The sequence below is a fragment of the Colwellia sp. MB3u-41 genome (assembly GCF_014076845.1).
In the GTDB taxonomy this organism is placed as follows: Bacteria; Pseudomonadota; Gammaproteobacteria; order Enterobacterales; family Alteromonadaceae; genus Colwellia_A.
Map to the genome: position 1 here is coordinate 93,091 of NZ_JACGUT010000058.1, position 18,397 is coordinate 111,487.

The following is an 18,397-nucleotide window of genomic DNA, read 5'->3' on the forward strand; positions in this document are numbered from 1 at the left end:
AGATTATTTATGCGTAATTCATCACTATCGGGTTGAATTACGCATAAACAATTCAAACCCCGTATTTACATAACTTTGCTGTGTGTTTATCTGTACATTGTCACTAATTTCTGAGTTATTTAAACGCGCGAATATCAGTTCCATGGCTTGCTTACCCATTTTGTATCGGTTAACACTCACGCTCGATAATGAAGGTTCAGCATATGTTGCCATTTCAATGTCGTTAAACCCACACACTCCAAATTTACTGGGTACGTTAATATGCATTTTTTTACATTCATGCAATGCTCCCAAGGCTAAGTCATCGTTACAACAAAAAACGGCATCACAGTCTCCATTAGTGGCCGCCATCAATTCTCTAAATAAAACCGTTCCCATGGCAACAGAAGAGGGTTGTGGATTAGTTATCACGCGTTTTAAATCTAAAGATTCGGCCGCAGCAAGTACTGATTTAAACCCCGCCAAACGGTCACAGGTTCTGGGATCCATTCTGGCACCAATAAAACCAATTTTTTGATATGACTTTGCAAGTAACATTTTTGCAACGGCTGCACCTGCTTCAAAATGAGAAAAGCCAACATTAATATCTATTGGCGATTTAACCTTATCCATAATCTGAACTACTGGCACACCAGAGGCTTTTAACATGGCTTTAGCGGCGTCGGTTTGTTCACCGCCTGTGACGATTAAACCCTCAGGAGATTGTCCAAGCAGAGTACGAATTGATCTTTCTTCTTCTATGGGTGAATAATGGGTGTCTGCTAATAACACCTGATAATTTGCGGGGCCCGTAATGTCGTAAATTCCACGTAATACATCATTAAATACCACATTAGATAATGAAGGAATTAAAACACCAATTAATTTTGAACGTGATGAAGCTAAAATACTGGCTGAACGGTTAGGAATGTAGCCAAGTGCGTTAATTGCGGCTTCTACTTTTTCACGAACATTTACACGTACTCCAACATAGTCATTTACTACTCTAGAAACCGTAATAGCGCTTACCCCAGCTTTTTTAGCAACGTCTTTTAACGTTATTCTCTTAGAACTTCTTGATTTATCTGTAGAAATAGACATACAAAACCTTAAATTTTTTTATTCAATACCGCATTGGCGCTAATAAGTTGTTATGACTTTTATGGTGTCTAATACTAAAAAACCAAACTTAAAACCAAGACAATTAAAAAGGCAATACTCCCCAATAGTGTTTCCATAACAGTCCATGTTCTTAACGTGGTTTTCTCATCCATTCCAAGTAAGCGACTCACCAGCCAAAACCCGGAATCGTTGAAATGAGATAATACGGTTGCACCTCCCGCGATAGCGATAACAATGAAACAAAGGTCAAGAGACGACAGACCTACTGTCGAGGCCACCATAGGGGATATGACTGCAGCGGTAGTAGTCAGGGCTACAGTAGCTGAGCCTTGGGCAACTCTAAGACAAGTAGCAATAACAAACGCAGCCACAATAACTGGCATACCTGTATCCGTAAGCAATCCAGCAAGGGCATCGCCAATTCCACTGGAACGTAATACTCCTCCATACATCCCTCCGGCACCGGTAATCAAAATAACACCACATATGGGTGCAAGTGATTCACTGCATAGGCTATCTAATTTTTTCATTCCGTAGTCTTTTGAAAAAACAAAAAGGCAAACTAACAGCGTTATAAGTAACGCAATGGGGGTTTTCCCCATCATTCTCAAAACCCTAGTGAATGGGTTAGCCCCATCTATGATACCAGCAGCTGTTAAAGTGTTAAGGCCGGTATCGAGAAATATAAGCAGCATAGGTAATATAAGTAGTGACATTACTGTTGAAAATCTAGGAAGCTTATTCGGTTGCAAGTTCGACTCTGTGGAATGAAGTAGATTCGACAGTGAAATATTAAATTTTTTGCCAGAGTATACACCAAACAAATAAGAACCCAGATACCATGTTGGCACCGCTACCAGTAATCCCACCACTAACAAAAGACCGATATCCGCGCCAAGAAAAGCAGCGGCGGCAACAGGTCCAGGGTGAGGTGGTACAAAAGCGTGCATTACAGCAAATGCGCCCGCTGCAGGCAGCGCATAGATAAGTAAAGAACCACCAAATCGTTTAGCTACACTGAAAATTATGGGCATCATTACAATTAAACCCGCATCGAAAAATATTGGGAATCCAAATATCAATGAGGCTACACCAAGAGCCAGCGGGGCTTTTTTTACACCAAACCTCCCTATCAATTTATCTGCTAATACCTGAGCACCACCTGATACTTCTAATAGTTTCCCTATCATGGCACCAAGCCCAACCAATAAGGCAACTGATGCAAGGGTACCGCCAAAGCCACTCATTAATGTTGGCACAACGTCTTCACTGGGAATACCGGCAATGACAGCGGTACAGAAACTTATAAAAATCAGTGATATGAAGGCATGAATTCGAAATTTTATGATCAGTAAGAGTAGCGCTGCGATTGAAAGTGCGGCGACAGATAGTAAAAATAATGGACTTGGGCTTTGTATAATATCTTGCATAAGATCCCTTATGATACTGTTATAAAAATTTCGATTGCTAATTTCTCTTGATAATTTGTATAAAGAACCTGTCATCATTGTTTTCGAATATTAACAATGATAATTGTTAGCGCAACCATCCTATGTAACAATGTGTTCTATTGCAACTACCACTTCCATCAACAACACGATTAAACCTAGAGATTTTCACTATTCAATAGTAAATTACGCATGGTTGCGCTGTAATTAGATAAATAAAGAGACTAATATTGTTAACAAGTAATGAGATAAAAAATAAAAAAACACCTATCTTGGTAGTCGTTATGGGCGTGTCTGGATGCGGAAAAACAACCCTAGCCCAGGAAATAGCTAGTCATTTTGATATTACCTTCTTAGATGCTGACTCTTTTCATAATGAAGACGCCATTAAACAAATGTCGCAAGGTATCCCCTTAACTGATAAGCAAAGAGAGCCTTGGATAAAACGTATTGGTAAACAGCTAAACCTTTTTGAATCTCAAAATAAAAGTTGTGTGTTGGCCTATTCAGGATTAAAAAAACAGCACAGAAAATCAATATTTGACTCATACCTTCATGGTGTAGCAATTTTACTTAATGCAGATCAATCTTTAATTGAGCAACGGTTAGAGAGTAGGAAAGAGCATTTTATGTCGTCACAATTGCTAAGTAGCCAAATCACGTCGATGGAGCCTATCAATGCTGAAACTGAAGAAAACTTGCCAGTGCTGATATTAAATGCAGAAAAACCAGTTAAGAGCTTACTATTAAAGTCTATTCGTTTTATTCTGTGATACTGCTATTCTTGATTTTAGGCTAAAATGAGTGGATGGTAAGACACTATTGTGACATTCAATAGAGTATAAATATGATTCATGATGAGCCTGTAACAGATTTTCTTTCAAAGTCCTTAGCTTGTTAAATACCCTAGGTATTTTAACCATTGCCATCGGCTTATTTATTATTGCTTTCTGATTTTGTTATTATTGATATTTCATATTCCCGTAGTTATTTAGTTAGACGCTTGTTTTTTAAATTAATTAGCGCCTGAATTTGCCCTAATGATGTGATCATTGTATATATCGCTGGCAATAAGCCAGTCTTATGTAGAGAGCATACCTGTTCATTATTCAGTGAAGCTAATTTCTCTTGGTCAATGGTATATAAACCCGTTAATTGAAGAGTACCTTTATTAACAAAGCTTATTTCTAATGACATTGACTGAATTAATGCCATTGACGTCAGCTGATCCAATAATATCTTATTTTCTTTTTCACCCATCAGTAATTGCGCTAGGCTTGCTTTTACTTCTTGAAAGTATTTCGATTCATTACCTTTCTCATCAAACAACCCTTCCCCTATATTATCTAATAGTGCAGGACTATTCGTATTCAAACAAACAGCGAGTTCGTTATTTTTATTCCCACCCTTCGCTTCAACAAAAAAAGGTTGTCTCCTTATTTGTAGCGGAACATATAGGCCTTGCCACTGTTCATTTTTCCAAAACAAGTTTTCATTTTTTTCAAACCCTAACATCGTAGAAAAAACAAACTGCCCTGTATTACCATTTTTGGTTATGACAATGGGGTATTGCACTGCTAAATGTATAAATTCTGATAAAACAACGGGAATAAGATGCAAATTAGCACCGTATTGTTCAACTTTTTTGAGATTAACTTTAGTGTTTATATGATTTTTATTATCTACTGCGACTAAATTAGCCATTTATTATTTCTCTTTATACTCATTTTATTAAATTCGGTTAAAACCAAATTCAATAACTTTATTAATCAATTCACGGTTTTTCGGTAATAAGGAAACAGCTTTATCAATAAGTTTTTTATTTTGCGCAAAATGGTACTGAGCAAAGCTAATATCATCGAGGGCATAAACATGTTGGCTATAGTCGCTTTTAAAACCCATGCCATATAAAATATACTGATAACTTGCCGCAGGAAAAACTTCATTCCGGCTGGTAAAGTCGTGATCAGCGGGTGCTCTATATTGCCAAAGGGCCATCGCTTCTTTTAAACTTTCAGGAATAGATTTAGGATCACGATTATCCGTCCAGAAAGTATTGTCCGTTCTTTTACTTAAAATGTAATGTAACTTAAGAAAGTCGATTATTTTTTCCCATCGATAAAGAAACGTTTCATTAAAACGTTTAGCGACAATATCCATAATGTCACGTGATTGTGGTAATTGTTCACTGATCATTTGTGCTGACAATTCGACCAAGACCAAAGCTGACGCCTCTAAAGGCTCCAAAAATCCAGCTGACAGACCAACAGCAACACAATTATTTTGCCAAAATTTTTCTCGATAACCACTAACAATAGGAATTTTACGCACAGTTAATGAATCAAACGTATCACCTACATAACGAGCAAGTACTGCTTTCGCTTGTTCTTCGCTAGAATGCTTACTTGAATAAACATAACCAACACCTCGGCGATGTTGCAGTCCTATATCCCATATCCACCCTGCTTCTTGCCCAGTTGATAAGGTATGTGAAGCGATCTCATCATTCTCATTTTCATAAGGCACATGAACTGCTAGTGCAGTATCAATAAACAAAACGTCACTACAACTTTTAAAGGGAACTTGGTAATGCTTACCTAATAACAATGATGAAAAACCAGTACAATCAACAAACAAATCACCTGCTACTTCACCATGCTCTGACGTTAAAACGGATGCTATATCACCGTTTTCCAGTGTATTAATAGAAGTTACATCATCTAAAACATGCTTTACCCCTAAAGTGTTGGTGCAATGTTTCTGTAAAAACAGCGCAAATTTTCCAGAGTCTAAATGGTAAGCATAATTGGCAACATCAGCATATTCAGGTGTTCTAATGGTTTTAGGGGCCAAGCCTTGTTCGCACAATGCTTCTTGATAACAGACATCATTGGAAAAAGACGATGTGTCAGCATTGTGTTGTTTAGCTAACCAATGTCCGGCTATATCACCTTTACCAAAGCCTTGGGGTATCACAAGTGGATGATAATAAAAGTCATCGTCTTTGCCATCAACCCACTTGGCAAATTTAGCGCCTTGTTTGAAACTTGCATCACATTCACGAATAAAATCAGTTTCACTAATACCCAATGCTAATAACGTACTTCTCATCGTCGGCCAAGTACCTTCACCCACACCCACTATAGGAATATGAGGAGATTCAACCAAAACCACATTTAAACCATTTACAGATTGTCCTTTATGCTTTGCTGCTAATCTACCTGCAGTTAACCACCCGGCAATACCACCACCGACAATAACGACGGTTTTTATTGGGTTACTCATATTAAATTTGCCTACAATAAGAAATTAGAATCGATGATGTGAAATAATATACTTTCATAAAAAACAAGTTATAAGCGGCTTTACCTCGAGAAAAAATATGCATACTTTTGTACTTTACACTATTCAGGGTTAATAATTACCACGTACACCAAAGGCAAATCGACGTCCACTATCTTCAATCAATAATAATTGATTAGCGAAACGACCACGTTTATGAACGTATTCTTCAGTTAAGTTAATCCCTTCAAAGAAAACGGTAATGTTTTCAGAAATATCATAACTCCCACTCGCGTCAACTTGCGCATAGTCTTCAACAATTGTGACCCCATCACCATTTGACTGAGTTAATGATTGAACAAAAGTGTCGCGCCAGTTATAGGCAATACGCGCCTGAAAACGGTTATTTTCGTAAAATGCAACAAGGTTATATGAGTCACTTAAGCCTGTTAATGCAAATACTTCAGTAATATCAGCAGGATGAAGTTCAGCATCACTATTAACTAATGTTGTATTAGCTATAAAACCAAAACCCGTATCACCAAATGTATGTTGTAGGGCAACTTCCCAGCCATCAACAGTCGCTGACTCACTGTTATTAAGTAACGTATTTGTGAAAACTGCCGTTTCATCTTCAGTGTCAGGATAATCAACATTACTACCTGTTGAAGGATCCGTTAATAAGCTACCATTTTCAGTTGAAAATATGATGTCTTCTGTTGAGTTAATAATAAAGTTTGTAACATATTTTCTGAAATAACCCGCTGATATATAACTCGTATCGGCGTAATACCATTCTAAAGAAAAGTCGATATTATCAGAAGTAAATGGCTCTAATTCTGGATTACCTGAACTCGATGTTAAGTTACCCCCTTGGCGAGTAGTGCCAATAACGGTAACAGGAGACATACTTTCTAACGTTGGACGAGTGATTGTTTGAGACGAGGCAAAACGAGCGACTAAATCATCGTTAATTTCTAACTTAACGCTCAAGTTTGGTAATATGACATCGTAATCTGAGCTTTTTGTAATTGATTCTGCAGTACCGTATGTCGCTAACATTTCAGTTTTATCAAGTATAACTAGTTCAGTAACCGATTCATCAGTACCATCAACATCAACGTTAGTTGATTCATACCTAAAGCCTGCGGTAACTGATAAAGGCATTTCGGCGAGTTCTCCTTCAAAGTCAAGTTCAACATAAAGTGAAAGGGTTTGTTCCGTAATTTCAAATGATTTATTTCGTTTTTCGGCATCAAAACTAATTTGGTTTCCATTAACCGCTGAATATTGCTCTAGGTAAGAAAAATTAGCTTCGCCATCATGTGCTAACCATGAAGTAGGCATACGACCACTTCCGCTAACATCACTTAAAAAGTCACTGCCTGCATTAAATACATATTGAGAAAATACGTCGATATCAGGTGCGTCGGAGTAACCACAAAAAACACAGTGAATACCTGCACCTTCATTATCCCAACGGTCAAGACTCTTGGTTTCAGATGAATACATAGCACCAAATTTAATCGCCGATAGGCCTGTATCACTATCATCAATCCATGTACTGTTCCATCTAATTTGGTCAATACGGTCTTCAACCGCCCAACCTCGACGTAACATGACATGAGCTCGGCTATTCGCAGAGTCTAGGTAGTCAGATACTCCCGCAGGTGTAACGCTTGGATCATAGGCCTTACCGTCTAACTCTTGTTGACCGCTATAAATATTTTCGTTTGCACTTGAAAAATCACTAGCATATGGCAGAATATTGTCATCAATTTGAAAGCGTACGCGGTTGGCATAACCAATAAGTGATAATTGATTACCACGGCCCTTGTTTGCGTCGCGTTCTGCACGAGAATTACTAAGGTCAAATTTCATATTAAGATTTTCTCTAACATCCCAATCAAAGTTTAATCCCAAAGAGCTCGACTCAGTTAAACGGTCAAATTTCTTAGCGTGCATATCGGTAGCTAAACCAACTTCTTGGTATAAATCGATTACGGTACCATTAGCATCAACTGTTGCAGTGGTATCGCTGCCAAAACCTTCAATATTTGGTGAGGTAAACCAATGACCATATGAGGTAGTATCCGTTTTAACATCAAAGTCAGAATACAATACATCAGCCGTAATAATTAAGTTGTCCTTAGGCGCATATTGTAAGACTAAATTAGCATTGGTACGTGTACGTTCTTCTCTGGTAACTTTATGATCATAGTTACGCGGAGAGAAAATATTACCACTATACGCAGTGCCACTTTCAGTTTGTGGATTAGGCACTCCCACATTTTCGAGCCAACCATCCATTTGAGCTTGGTTTAAACGTGTTTCACGCTCTTGATATGATATAGCGAATAAAACACCATAAGTATCATCATCAAACGTATTACTGATCAAGCCTGAAATTTCTGGTGTGGTTTTTTCACTATTTTCGTCGTAAATACCTTTAACACTTCCTGACATTTTAAAGCCATTAATAGCAAATGGACGTGCAGTGCTAACATTAACGGTTGCGCCAATACCACCTGATTGCATAATAGCGGTAGAGGTTTTATATACATCTAAACTTTTGACTAAATCAGAGGCTATCGTATCAAAACTAAAGGCACGGCTTTGGGTTTCTGACGCCATTTGACGACCATTAACCAAAACAGTATTAAATTGCGGACCGAAACCACGTACCGTAATTAACTGCCCTTCACCACTTGAACGGTCAATTGATACCCCTGTAATACGCTGTAGTGATTCAGCTAAATTGGTATCAGGGAATTTACCAATATTTTGGGCAGAAATGGAGTCAACCACTCCTAATGCTTCATGTTTTTCATCCATAGCACGACCTAACGCATCCCGGAGACCACTCACCTCTATTATTTCTATCTCGACCATTAAGGGCGTCGTTGAAATAGGACTTAAAGCAGTTAATGTCTTGTTAGTAACTTTATTTTCGTTATTTTGTGATAGGTAAGTTTTTCTCTCAAAGCTAGGATCAATTAATATAGATAACTGGCCACTCTCGCTAATATCTGTTGTAAGACCGGTATCTTTGAGTAATTTATTGAGTGCATCCATCACAGAGTAATTACCTGATACTCGGTTTGTTTGTTTATTTTCAATTTTATTTAATGGAAAAAGTAACGTTATATCTGCCTGTTCTGCAAAATTTATTAGCGATAAATCGGCTCTTTGTCGAGGAATATTGAAAGCGATTTTTTCTAATTCATCTTTTGCATAAACCCAGCTAGGTAAACTAAAAAGCATAATAATACAGAAGAAGTGTATTTGAATATTTCTAGATTCGAGATGCACAACTTTTCGCCATACATAAAAAAAAGATGACAAATCACTTTTTTTCTTCCATAAAAATTTATAAATACGATTTAATATTTTTTTTAAAAAAAAACTCATCATTACTTTTAAATTAAGCCTTGTTATAATTTTTATTGTTAATTTTATTGGCAAAAAACGAAGGATAAATCTAAATAAATTCAAGTTAACTTTATGAAATTAAAGTGAATACAACAAGGAATCATCAGATAGCTTTTGAGTTATTATTTATATTTTATTTTTCCGCCAGATCGACCATATTCAACTCTACGATGAATTACAACCTATGAAGCAGATTCAATAAAAGATTATGAAGCATAATGCATAAAAAATTAATTATACTTGTGTCCTACATTATCTACCATAATGACTTTGTTGAGAGGTCATTTAAGCGTAAGATATTTATCCATAATTATTATTAATAATTATATGGCGGATTTATTTAAGTTAATCGTCTTAACTGTAACGCGGGTAATTTAATCGCTATATATCGAGCTTTTAGATAACAAGATGATAAAAAAATTAAAACAATAAGTAAAAGTGAACCCAATGTCGAACGATACTTTATTTTATAAAATATATTTAGCCTCGAGAAAAAGTATTTCTCGTGTGGTATCTCGAATTGTTCCCCCTGATGAAATTGAAGATATTGTTCAAGAAACTTATGTCCGTATCTGCCAAATTGAAAATAAAGAACATATTACTTCACCTAAGTCTTTTATGTATAGAACAGCACGAAACTTAGCACTAGATTATCTAAAACAAGCCAATGTTAAACTTGTTGACCGTGTTGATGATATTCAGACTTTGGAGTATTTATTATCAAGTGATTCTGATGAAATGTATGAAAATACATTAACGAGCAATGAATTTTCGCATTTTTGTGAAGCCGTAAGACAATTACCGACACAATGCCGCAAAGTTTTTGTGTTAAAGAAAGTTTATGGATATTCGCAGCGCGAGATCGCTGCTCAATTAAACCTTAGTGAAAGTACCGTGGAAAAACATATATCAACAGGCATGAAGCGTAGTACGCTTTTTATGCGCAATATTAATAAACAAGTAAATTCTCCCTCTTCTAGCCTGTCTCCTAATATTGCAGGAGGCACTCATGAGTAATATTCATCAAATCAATCAAAAATCGACAGAACAAAAATCAGCAGAGCTAACAGAAGAACTTCGTTTAAATGAAGCAAGTGATTGGATCGCGAAGTTAGACCGCAACTTAACAGATGTAGAGAAAAAGCAACTTTCGACATGGTTATCTATTGATACTTTAAATGTTGAAGTTTTATTTGAAGTGGCTCAAATGTGGGACAAAATGGATGATTTAGGTCGTTTATCTGAACTTTTTCCTCAAACAGATGTTAAGCAACATAAAGCAAGGCTTACCGTTACCTCTCTTGCTGCTTCATTTATCGTTGCACTCGCATTTATACTCTATCAAAGTGGTAGCAACTATCTTCCGTTTGAGCAAAGCACATCTTCTATAATAGCAATGCAAGCCAGCTATCAAACTAATGTGGGTGAAAGCAATACCATTAACTTACCTGACAACACTAAAATAGTCCTTAACACCAATAGCTTTGTTCAAGTTAAATACACTCAAAACTCTCGAATAATAGAGTTACAACGCGGAGAAATTCACATTAAAGTGGCACATGATACATCGCGTCCATTAAGCGTCATTGCAGGTGGTAAAATAATTCAAGCGGTTGGTACTGCTTTTAATGTTGAAGTACGAAGTGATTTAGTCGAACTTATTGTAACCGATGGTAAAGTATTGGTTGCTCAAAAAGACAACAAAGCTAGCGATGAAATAGAACAAATGGCAAAAAGATTGCCACAAAATTCTATGGCCATTTCTAAAGGTGAAAAAGTAGATTTAGACACTTCAGGAAAAATTCAAGAAAAAATAACAAAAGTAGGTCCTCTTGAAATCGCTGCTAGCTTAAGTTGGCGTCAGGGTAACTTGATATTCCGTGGTGAGTCTCTTGCCCAAGCAATGGCAGAGATCAGTCGTTATACCGATATAAAGTTTGAATTGGCCGACGATGAAAGTCTTCAAAAGATACAAGTAGCTGGACTGTTTAAAACCGGTGATGTCACAGGCCTACTTGATGTGCTCAGTAGAAACTTTAATATCAGCTATCAAAAAGTTGCACCTAATAAAATTATTTTAAAATATGCGGGCTAATATTTTCATCACTAATTTTAGAGACTTGATTACTCATATTAAGCCTTGGAGTTCTTCCCTTAAGTCGGTTCTTTCGATTTACCATTACATTAAGTAATGGTTTTTTTATTTTAGCCGCTTTAATAAAACTAATAACAAAAACTAATAACAAAAACTAAAAAGGAAACAGTATGACCGAAAAAACGCATTTAGCTGATTTAAATATCCCCTCAGAAAAAATAGAAGAGGCCAATACCTCTGTTTTATATGTATTATTTATTTCTTCTGTCGCTGCTTTAGGAGGATTTCTTTTTGGTTTCGATTCAGGGGTCATTAATGGCACAGTCACCGCATTAGGTAATGCTTTTCAATCAAATGATGTTGCCACAGGATTTAACGTGGCCTCTGTTTTATTAGGTTGTGCCGTTGGCGCCTTGATGGCAGGCCCCATTTCTAACCATTTTGGACGTAAACCCATCATGATTATTACAGCGCTCATATTTGCTATAAGTGCTTTTGGCTCAGGTATATCAGACTCTTCTGTCGAGTTTATTTTTTACCGGTTAATTGGTGGTTTAGGGATTGGCGCTGCATCAGTTCTAGCGCCTGCATATATCGCAGAAGTTGCCCCCGCTGCAATACGAGGTCGACTAGCGACGCTGCAACAACTCGCGATAGTGCTAGGTTTATTTGCTGCATTTCTAAGCAATTATATCATCGCTTCATCAGCAGGTAGCGCTGAAAATTCATTTTTACTCGACATGTCAGCATGGCGCTGGATGTTTTGGGTTGAATTAATCCCTGCAACATTATTTTTAATTGGAGTGTTATTTATTCCAGAATCGCCGCGTTTTCTAGTAGCAAAAGGCAATATAGAAAAAGCACGTGGGGTATTTAAAAAGATTTCAGTAGGTATTGAAAACGAACTTATTGATGAAGTAAAAAAATCATTACATGGTAATAAGAGATCTAATATTTTAGATTTATTCATTGAAGGGAAAAAGCAAATACACCCTATAATTTGGGTAGGTATTGCCCTATCTGTATTTCAACAATTTGTTGGTATTAACGTTGTTTTTTATTATGGCGCAGAACTTTGGCAAGCGGCAGGGTTTGACGAATCACAATCTTTATTAATCAATGTATTAACCGGAACAACCAATATTGTATCAACATTTATTGCTATTGCCTTAATCGATAAAGTGGGCCGTAAACCTCTATTGTTAGTTGGAAGTGTTGGTATGTTTATTAGCTTAGGCGTACTGAGTTTTATTTTTGGTACCGCTGGTTTTGATGAAGTAGGAAAAATAGCGTTATCTGAAACGATGGGAACTTTCGCTTTAATTATGGCTAACTTATTTGTTGTATTTTTTGGTTTGAGTTGGGGACCTGTTGTTTGGGTATTATTAGGTGAAATGTTTAATAACCGCATACGTGGTGCTGCTTTAGCAATAGCGGCTAGCGCTCAATGGATAGCTAACTTTGCTATTACGATGACCTTCCCTATTATATTAGGCTCAATTGGTTTAGCTGGTGCTTATGGTTTGTATACAATATCTGCATTTATCAGTATTTTCTTTGTGATTAAATATATTAAAGAAACTCGCGGAGTGCGTTTAGAAGAAATGGAGTAATATTGGCAAGGTTCATCACAGTTAATATTGATGAACCTTATTTTTACAACCTCTATTAATCTTAACAAATTCAGCTAAATAAGTTTTTACCTTTTATTGACTGATTTATAAAGCTATGGCGCATGTACGCCATAGAAAACAAAAAGGTCTAATTAAAACTGGAATATATTTATAGCCATTGCATATTAGCTTGTAAAAACATTCATTATGTTTGAATATCAATTTTCAACAAAAGAAGTAAAAGAGAGGTTAGAAGGTACGTGACTTTCCTCTCATACTATCAACATTAATCATTTAAAGCGATATATAGGCTATTTGGAAAGCGCCAACAATTAAACTCTGCCTATCCATTGACAATGTCATCTTTTCAAACCCATATCCCGCTAACAGCTTAGGTGCTTTTCCATTTATTATATACTCTATGACGATGTATGGACTCCACAACCCTAGCAACTAGTCTAGAGTTACAGAAACTATTAAGGAGACCATATTATGTTGAACTCTACTATCTTTGGAATTGATTTAGCTAAGAATATTATTCAGGTTTGTGAAATTAGCAAACATGGTGAGTTAGTTAGCAACAAAGCCGTTACCCGCCAAAAACTTAAAGAGCTATTGGCAAAAGCCAAACCAGCTGTTGTGGCTATTGAAGGTTGTGGGAGCAGTCATTATTGGGGCAGATATGCTCAGAGCTTTGATCATGACGTTCGGATCATTAGCCCTAAAAAAGTAAAAGGCTTTCTCCAAGGACATAAAACAGATGCCAATGATGCGCTGGCCATTGCCAATGCGTCGTTACAAATAGGGCTGAAATCTAGTAAACCCAAAACTGAACAACAACAAACGATACAAACATTAGAAACAAGTCGCTTTCATTTATCTCGTAGTATTACTTCTTTAAGTAACCACCTACGAGCCATGCTTTACGAGTACGGCATTGTGAGTGCTAGAGGCGTTAAAGCATTAACGACAGTCATCCAGGATACACTCAATGACGCGAATTCAATTCCAGAATGTTTACGCTCAACTGTTAATCAACTCTGGTTAACCTATTTACATTTAAGAAAAGAGTTAGCTCAACTAATAAAAACAAAAAACGCACTTATTCGTCAATTGCAACCGTGCAAAAAGCTAATGGATTTAGAAGGAGTAGCAGAAGTGTGTGCTGGCTTGTTGTATTCATCAATAGGTGATGGAAAGCAATTCAAAAATGGCCGGGAGGCATCAGCATTTGTTGGGCTAACACCTAAACAACATAGCTCAGGAGGTAAAGTGTTCATGACTGGCATTGATAGAGCTGGTGGAATTAAAGAGCTGAGGTCAGCCTTGTACCAAGGTGCGCTTTCTTATATCTGCAACTTACCGGATGAGCCTAAAACAGCAAAACAAGCATGGCTGATAAAGTTAGTTCAGCGAGCGGGTATTAAACGATCCTGTATTGCGTTAGCCAATAAAACGGTTAGAACCGCATGGGCAATGTTACGGCATGAAAATAAATATGAACAAAGGCCATTATTAGCAATATAGAAACACGAGTAATAACAAGCAGAATTTTTACAATAATGATAAAGCATAAACGGTAAGACCAACCTATTAAAAACCTGACCTTAGCGAAAGTCATCAAGACTGTTATGGCGAAAAGGATAATAGGTGCGCAAACATCATAGGCTAGAGGGTAGCTCTCTCAACAAAAGCCGTATATACGACCGCATCTTAATCTGTTTAATGTGAAATTGTTAATTGTAAAATACGTGGAGTCCATATACGCTTTGTGCCTCTTTCTGCCATAGAATGATTAAATTTTATGTCTGCTGTATGGTCAGAAAGTTAACATTTGATATTTTGACGGAGCTTATTCCGCTTTACGTACAAATTAGAATTCGTAATAATATAAACAGGTAACTAAGTCCTTCTCCATCAGACCCCCTAAACAACGATTTTTAGATACTTCCCGAAACATTTAGAACCATAATGCATTATTCAGATTAAGTGTATTAATTTGGAGGTTTAATGGGTATTTGAAAGTCGAACAATTGAGTGGCATATCAGATTAAAGATATAAGTTTTATCGACCATCAATTACCCATATCTTATTTTCGAAGTCTATTTCATCCCACTTCGCGGAAGCGGCCTCACTTAGTCGCACCATAGTATATAGCTGCCATTTTATTAGACAACGTGTGGTTACTTTAATACTTGCATAGAATAAAGCATTCATAAGCTCAGGTAGCTCTTCTGGTTTTAAGGTAAGCATGTCTTGTGACTTAGGTGTTTCAAAAGCCGCTTTAATACTAGTTAAAGGGTTATAATGAATAGTGCCAGTATTAACCGCATGAGTTATCACTTCATTCAAATGACCTATTATCTTATTCGTTGTTTATAAACTGCCTTTAGCGGCTAGTGGCCTTAATACTGCAATAGTTTCAGGCGCATTAATTTGATCGATAGGCTTGTTCGATAACTTGGGAAATATATGGTTTTCAAAATTACGAATAATGCTAGTAGCGGTTACTTCACCTATCTTCGTTTTTTAATAGCAAACCATTGTGCAACAACTACTCTCAACGTTGAGTTTATAGCTAATAGCTTTTCTCTTTGCTGCTTATCTTTTTCTTCTTTGGGATCTATCTCATTAGCTAATAATGAACGAGCCTCTTCACGTAACCTTCTAGCATCAGCTAAAGATAACGTAGGATATTTACCTAAACTGAGATTCGCTCGTTTTTTGGAGATAGGTCTTAAATAGGTAAAGAGCCAAAACTTGGAGCCATGAGGTTTGGTTATTTTAGCCATGTAATACCAGTATTTTTAGTATTCACATTGAATATCATCAAGTTATAGTATTTATGTAACACGGTCTACTCTAGGTTGATACTTGTGTTACATCATGTGTTACATAAAATCGTGGATTTAACCGGGTTTAGTTGGATAGCTCTGGACATAAAAAAACCGGAAGACCTTGATATTAAAGGGCTAGCCGGTCATTACTGGACTTCTTTGTATAATTTTAGTGGTGCGGTTGGGGGGACTTGAACCACCACGACCTAAGTCACCAGCCCCTCAAGAATGCTCACTAAAACAATGCATTCACCATAAATACAAAAGCTTACAAACAAAACCATGTTCTATTAGCTTTAAAATAGTAGCAGTACCAGTCATTTGATATCAATAGCTTACATCTGAATTAGCAACCAAAATATTCAAAAGTTTTTCTTATTATTAAACTATTTTCATTTTATAGCTTTAGTTTATATTACTTAATACCCTCGATAAGGTTTATCGTATCTTGGTAGTATTTTTTACAAAAACAGATGAAAGCTTTGAGCTCGTTTTCAACTTGATACAATGGCTTTCCAGCTCAGGGAGCTTCATATTTATCGCTGAGTGTTGATGTAATCTAGCCTACGTGTGGCAGGTATAACAAGAGGAGAAAAGTCTGATCTCAGTAAAAGAACGTTCACTATTAAATGTACAATACATCCATAGCCAAAGGGGGGCATCTGACCAAAGATTATATGAACTGTCACATACATAGTGATTGCTTAGCCAATGCAGTAAGGACAACATAATCCAGACATTTTGCATAATAAAGCGGAATAAAACTCGAAGTTAGGGCTTAATTTATTTTAGATTAAACTAAAAAATGACCTGTGTAATAGTATAACGATTAGAAAAATTTGCTGAAAAAGATGATACTAACGAATCAAATTAAGTTATATAAGGTTTTCAATATGTTAATTGACAATAAAAAGTCAGCCTATTTTATTGAAAAAAAGATTTAATACCAGATATAGTTGTAACGGTGCTAGGAGGACTGCGATATAAGAGTAAAAACATAAGTTTCATCAAAACTGAAATAACCAGTAAATTTTTTACCTGCTATAACTTCCTGTGTGAGATCTTCTAGTAAAATCATGGTGAATTTATTTGTACTGCAACAAATATCAATAATTTGAGCTGCAGAAAAATCAAAATATCTACCCACACGAGGATATAACGCTTTAAATAAACTTTCTTTAGCTGAAAAAGTAAGTGTAAACGCGTCTTCAAAGCTTAACTCAGTTTGGAATAATAAATTTTCCTCCTGTAAATTAATAATACTGCTTTTAATATCAGTAATACATTTTAAATTGAGTCGTTTTTCAAGATCTATTCCTAAATATTCACAATCATATTTATAGCTGGCAGCACATATAGCTATACTATCAGTATGTGTGATTGAAGCTGAGATCCCTGTAGGCCAAACTGGGCTTCTATGTTTTCCGGTGGTAATATTTTTTACTTCAAAACCTAAATCGTGTAAAGCACAACGTGCAGCATAACGCCCAGCAAGGTACTCCGCCTGACGTTTTATCACCGAAGATTTAATTTCTTCCGGAAAATAAATCTTAAACTGGTCAAATAAACTCCTGTTGTAATTTACAACATTGTAGTGATATGAGGTTAATGTTAAATGCTCAGCTCCCGGTATAAATAAATTAAACTCGTTTAAAAACTGAGTGTTATATACCGCAGGTACATAGATATTTACAATATTCAGTTTTTGCACTCCTGCTTTATAATTAACATTTTGTGTACTATTACCAAACGTTAATAAATAACTTGAATCGACTGCTACCTATGCGTTTGACACTATGGGCTGTAATGTTAATTTAGTTAAACAATCTTTAATAATGTCATTAACTTTTTGTTGTACTAGCTTACTTTGACTATCAATAAAAAAATGATTTTCAGGAAATAAATGTATATTTGCGTCAGTTTCAAAAAAATCTCCCCAACTATTTAGTTTAGACAAGCAGATATCAACATCGTCTTCGCCGCCAAAAACAGAAAGAAGACAGTCAAAGTGCTCTTTTCCTGTGTAACAATATCTGTCTGCTATTTCAAAATCAGCTTTGAGTAAAGGTAAGAATAGCTCCATAAGTTCTTTATTTTCAAGTACGGCTTTAGGGGTACCATTTAAATTTTTTAATTCTTCGATGAATTCATCCTGGGGTAAATCATATATTGGCTCTTTCATACATTTATGATGCGGTCCCCTACTACCTGATGCGATAAAATGTAGCGGCAATGCATGATTTAACCTTTTTAGATTGTCCATAAGCTCAAAGGCAATTCGACTTCCTAAACTATGACCAAATAAAATATAGGGTTTATTTAATACACTAGGGATGATTTTAATCAAATCTCCGATTAAGGCCTGCATATCAGAATATGTCTGCTCGCCCATCCTAGAACCTCGCCCAGGGGCTTGGATTATAATGAGCTCAACATTATTTGGCAGATTCTTTACCCAAGGGAGAAAAGTTGAAGCACTGCCACCTGCATAAGGAAAGCATATAAGTTTCAAATCTGCATTGATATTGGGTTTTGGTATAACAAACCATTTATTATTCATTATGATCTTCTTTGAAAGTAATTTTTCA

At 36.2% G+C, this 18,397-nt stretch carries 15 protein-coding genes; 5 read left to right on the forward strand and 10 right to left on the reverse strand.

Going from position 1 to position 18,397, the window contains the following annotated elements; all coding sequences use genetic code 11:
- Positions 1-24: 24 nt before the first annotated feature.
- Both H4J73_RS06015 and H4J73_RS06020 read right to left on the reverse strand, forming a co-directional pair.
- Complete coding sequence (locus tag H4J73_RS06015) at positions 25-1,080, reverse strand: LacI family DNA-binding transcriptional regulator (protein WP_182181318.1); 1,056 nt, start codon at positions 1,078-1,080, stop codon at positions 25-27.
- 74 nt (positions 1,081-1,154) lie between these two features.
- Positions 1,155-2,531: a GntP family permease gene (locus H4J73_RS06020; RefSeq protein WP_182223774.1), complete on the reverse strand. Its 1,377-nt coding sequence runs from the start codon at positions 2,529-2,531 to the stop codon at positions 1,155-1,157.
- 248 nt (positions 2,532-2,779) lie between these two features.
- On the opposite strand from H4J73_RS06020, the gene H4J73_RS06025 reads away from it, so the two are divergent.
- Positions 2,780-3,322 (forward strand): gluconokinase, encoded by a 543-nt coding sequence (locus H4J73_RS06025; RefSeq protein WP_259366730.1) that lies wholly within the window; start codon positions 2,780-2,782, stop codon positions 3,320-3,322.
- A gap of 214 nt (positions 3,323-3,536) precedes the next feature.
- Here H4J73_RS06025 and H4J73_RS06030 read toward each other — a convergent pair whose 3' ends face one another.
- The 3 genes from H4J73_RS06030 to H4J73_RS06040 form a co-directional block, all read right to left on the reverse strand.
- On the reverse strand, positions 3,537-4,253 hold the full coding sequence (locus H4J73_RS06030) for a SapC family protein (protein ID WP_182181320.1): 717 nt from the start codon (positions 4,251-4,253) through the stop codon (positions 3,537-3,539).
- 27 nt (positions 4,254-4,280) lie between these two features.
- The gene (locus H4J73_RS06035; protein ID WP_182223775.1) at positions 4,281-5,834 is read right to left on the reverse strand and encodes a tryptophan halogenase family protein; all 1,554 of its coding nucleotides are present in this window, start codon (positions 5,832-5,834) and stop codon (positions 4,281-4,283) included.
- 129 nt (positions 5,835-5,963) lie between these two features.
- Positions 5,964-9,245 (reverse strand): TonB-dependent receptor, encoded by a 3,282-nt coding sequence (locus H4J73_RS06040; protein ID WP_404851857.1) that lies wholly within the window; start codon positions 9,243-9,245, stop codon positions 5,964-5,966.
- A gap of 465 nt (positions 9,246-9,710) precedes the next feature.
- On the opposite strand from H4J73_RS06040, the gene H4J73_RS06045 reads away from it, so the two are divergent.
- The 4 genes from H4J73_RS06045 (at position 9,711) to H4J73_RS06060 (ending at position 14,498) form a co-directional block, all read left to right on the forward strand.
- Complete coding sequence (locus H4J73_RS06045) at positions 9,711-10,280, forward strand: RNA polymerase sigma factor (protein WP_182181322.1); 570 nt, start codon at positions 9,711-9,713, stop codon at positions 10,278-10,280.
- Positions 10,273-11,358, forward strand: a complete 1,086-nt coding sequence (locus H4J73_RS06050) for a FecR family protein (protein WP_182223776.1) — start codon at positions 10,273-10,275, stop codon at positions 11,356-11,358. Before H4J73_RS06045 ends, H4J73_RS06050 begins: the two co-directional genes overlap by 8 nt.
- 170 nt (positions 11,359-11,528) lie before the next feature.
- Positions 11,529-12,971 (forward strand): sugar porter family MFS transporter, encoded by a 1,443-nt coding sequence (locus H4J73_RS06055; RefSeq protein ID WP_182181324.1) that lies wholly within the window; start codon positions 11,529-11,531, stop codon positions 12,969-12,971.
- A gap of 492 nt (positions 12,972-13,463) precedes the next feature.
- Complete coding sequence (locus tag H4J73_RS06060; RefSeq protein WP_182223777.1) at positions 13,464-14,498, forward strand: IS110 family transposase; 1,035 nt, start codon at positions 13,464-13,466, stop codon at positions 14,496-14,498.
- A 538-nt stretch (positions 14,499-15,036) separates the two neighbouring features.
- On the opposite strand, the gene H4J73_RS06065 is transcribed toward H4J73_RS06060, so the two are convergent.
- The 5 genes from H4J73_RS06065 to H4J73_RS06080 form a co-directional block, all read right to left on the reverse strand.
- Positions 15,037-15,315 carry a tyrosine-type recombinase/integrase gene (locus H4J73_RS06065; protein ID WP_310649692.1) on the reverse strand — a complete coding sequence of 93 codons (279 nt, stop codon included), beginning with the start codon at positions 15,313-15,315 and terminating at the stop codon, positions 15,037-15,039.
- 33 nt (positions 15,316-15,348) lie between these two features.
- Entirely contained in the window at positions 15,349-15,492 is a 144-nt protein-coding gene (locus H4J73_RS20925; protein ID WP_404851858.1) for a phage integrase central domain-containing protein, read from the reverse strand.
- A complete protein-coding gene (locus H4J73_RS06070) occupies positions 15,489-15,764 on the reverse strand; it encodes an integrase arm-type DNA-binding domain-containing protein (RefSeq protein WP_182223779.1) in 276 nt (91 codons plus the stop codon). Before H4J73_RS06070 ends, H4J73_RS20925 begins: the two co-directional genes overlap by 4 nt.
- A 1,012-nt stretch (positions 15,765-16,776) precedes the next feature.
- Complete coding sequence (locus H4J73_RS06075) at positions 16,777-17,520, reverse strand: 4'-phosphopantetheinyl transferase superfamily protein (protein WP_182223780.1); 744 nt, start codon at positions 17,518-17,520, stop codon at positions 16,777-16,779.
- Positions 17,521-17,589: 69 nt separating this feature from the next.
- On the reverse strand, positions 17,590-18,369 hold the full coding sequence (locus tag H4J73_RS06080; protein WP_182223781.1) for a thioesterase II family protein: 780 nt from the start codon (positions 18,367-18,369) through the stop codon (positions 17,590-17,592).
- Positions 18,370-18,397 lie beyond the last annotated feature (28 nt).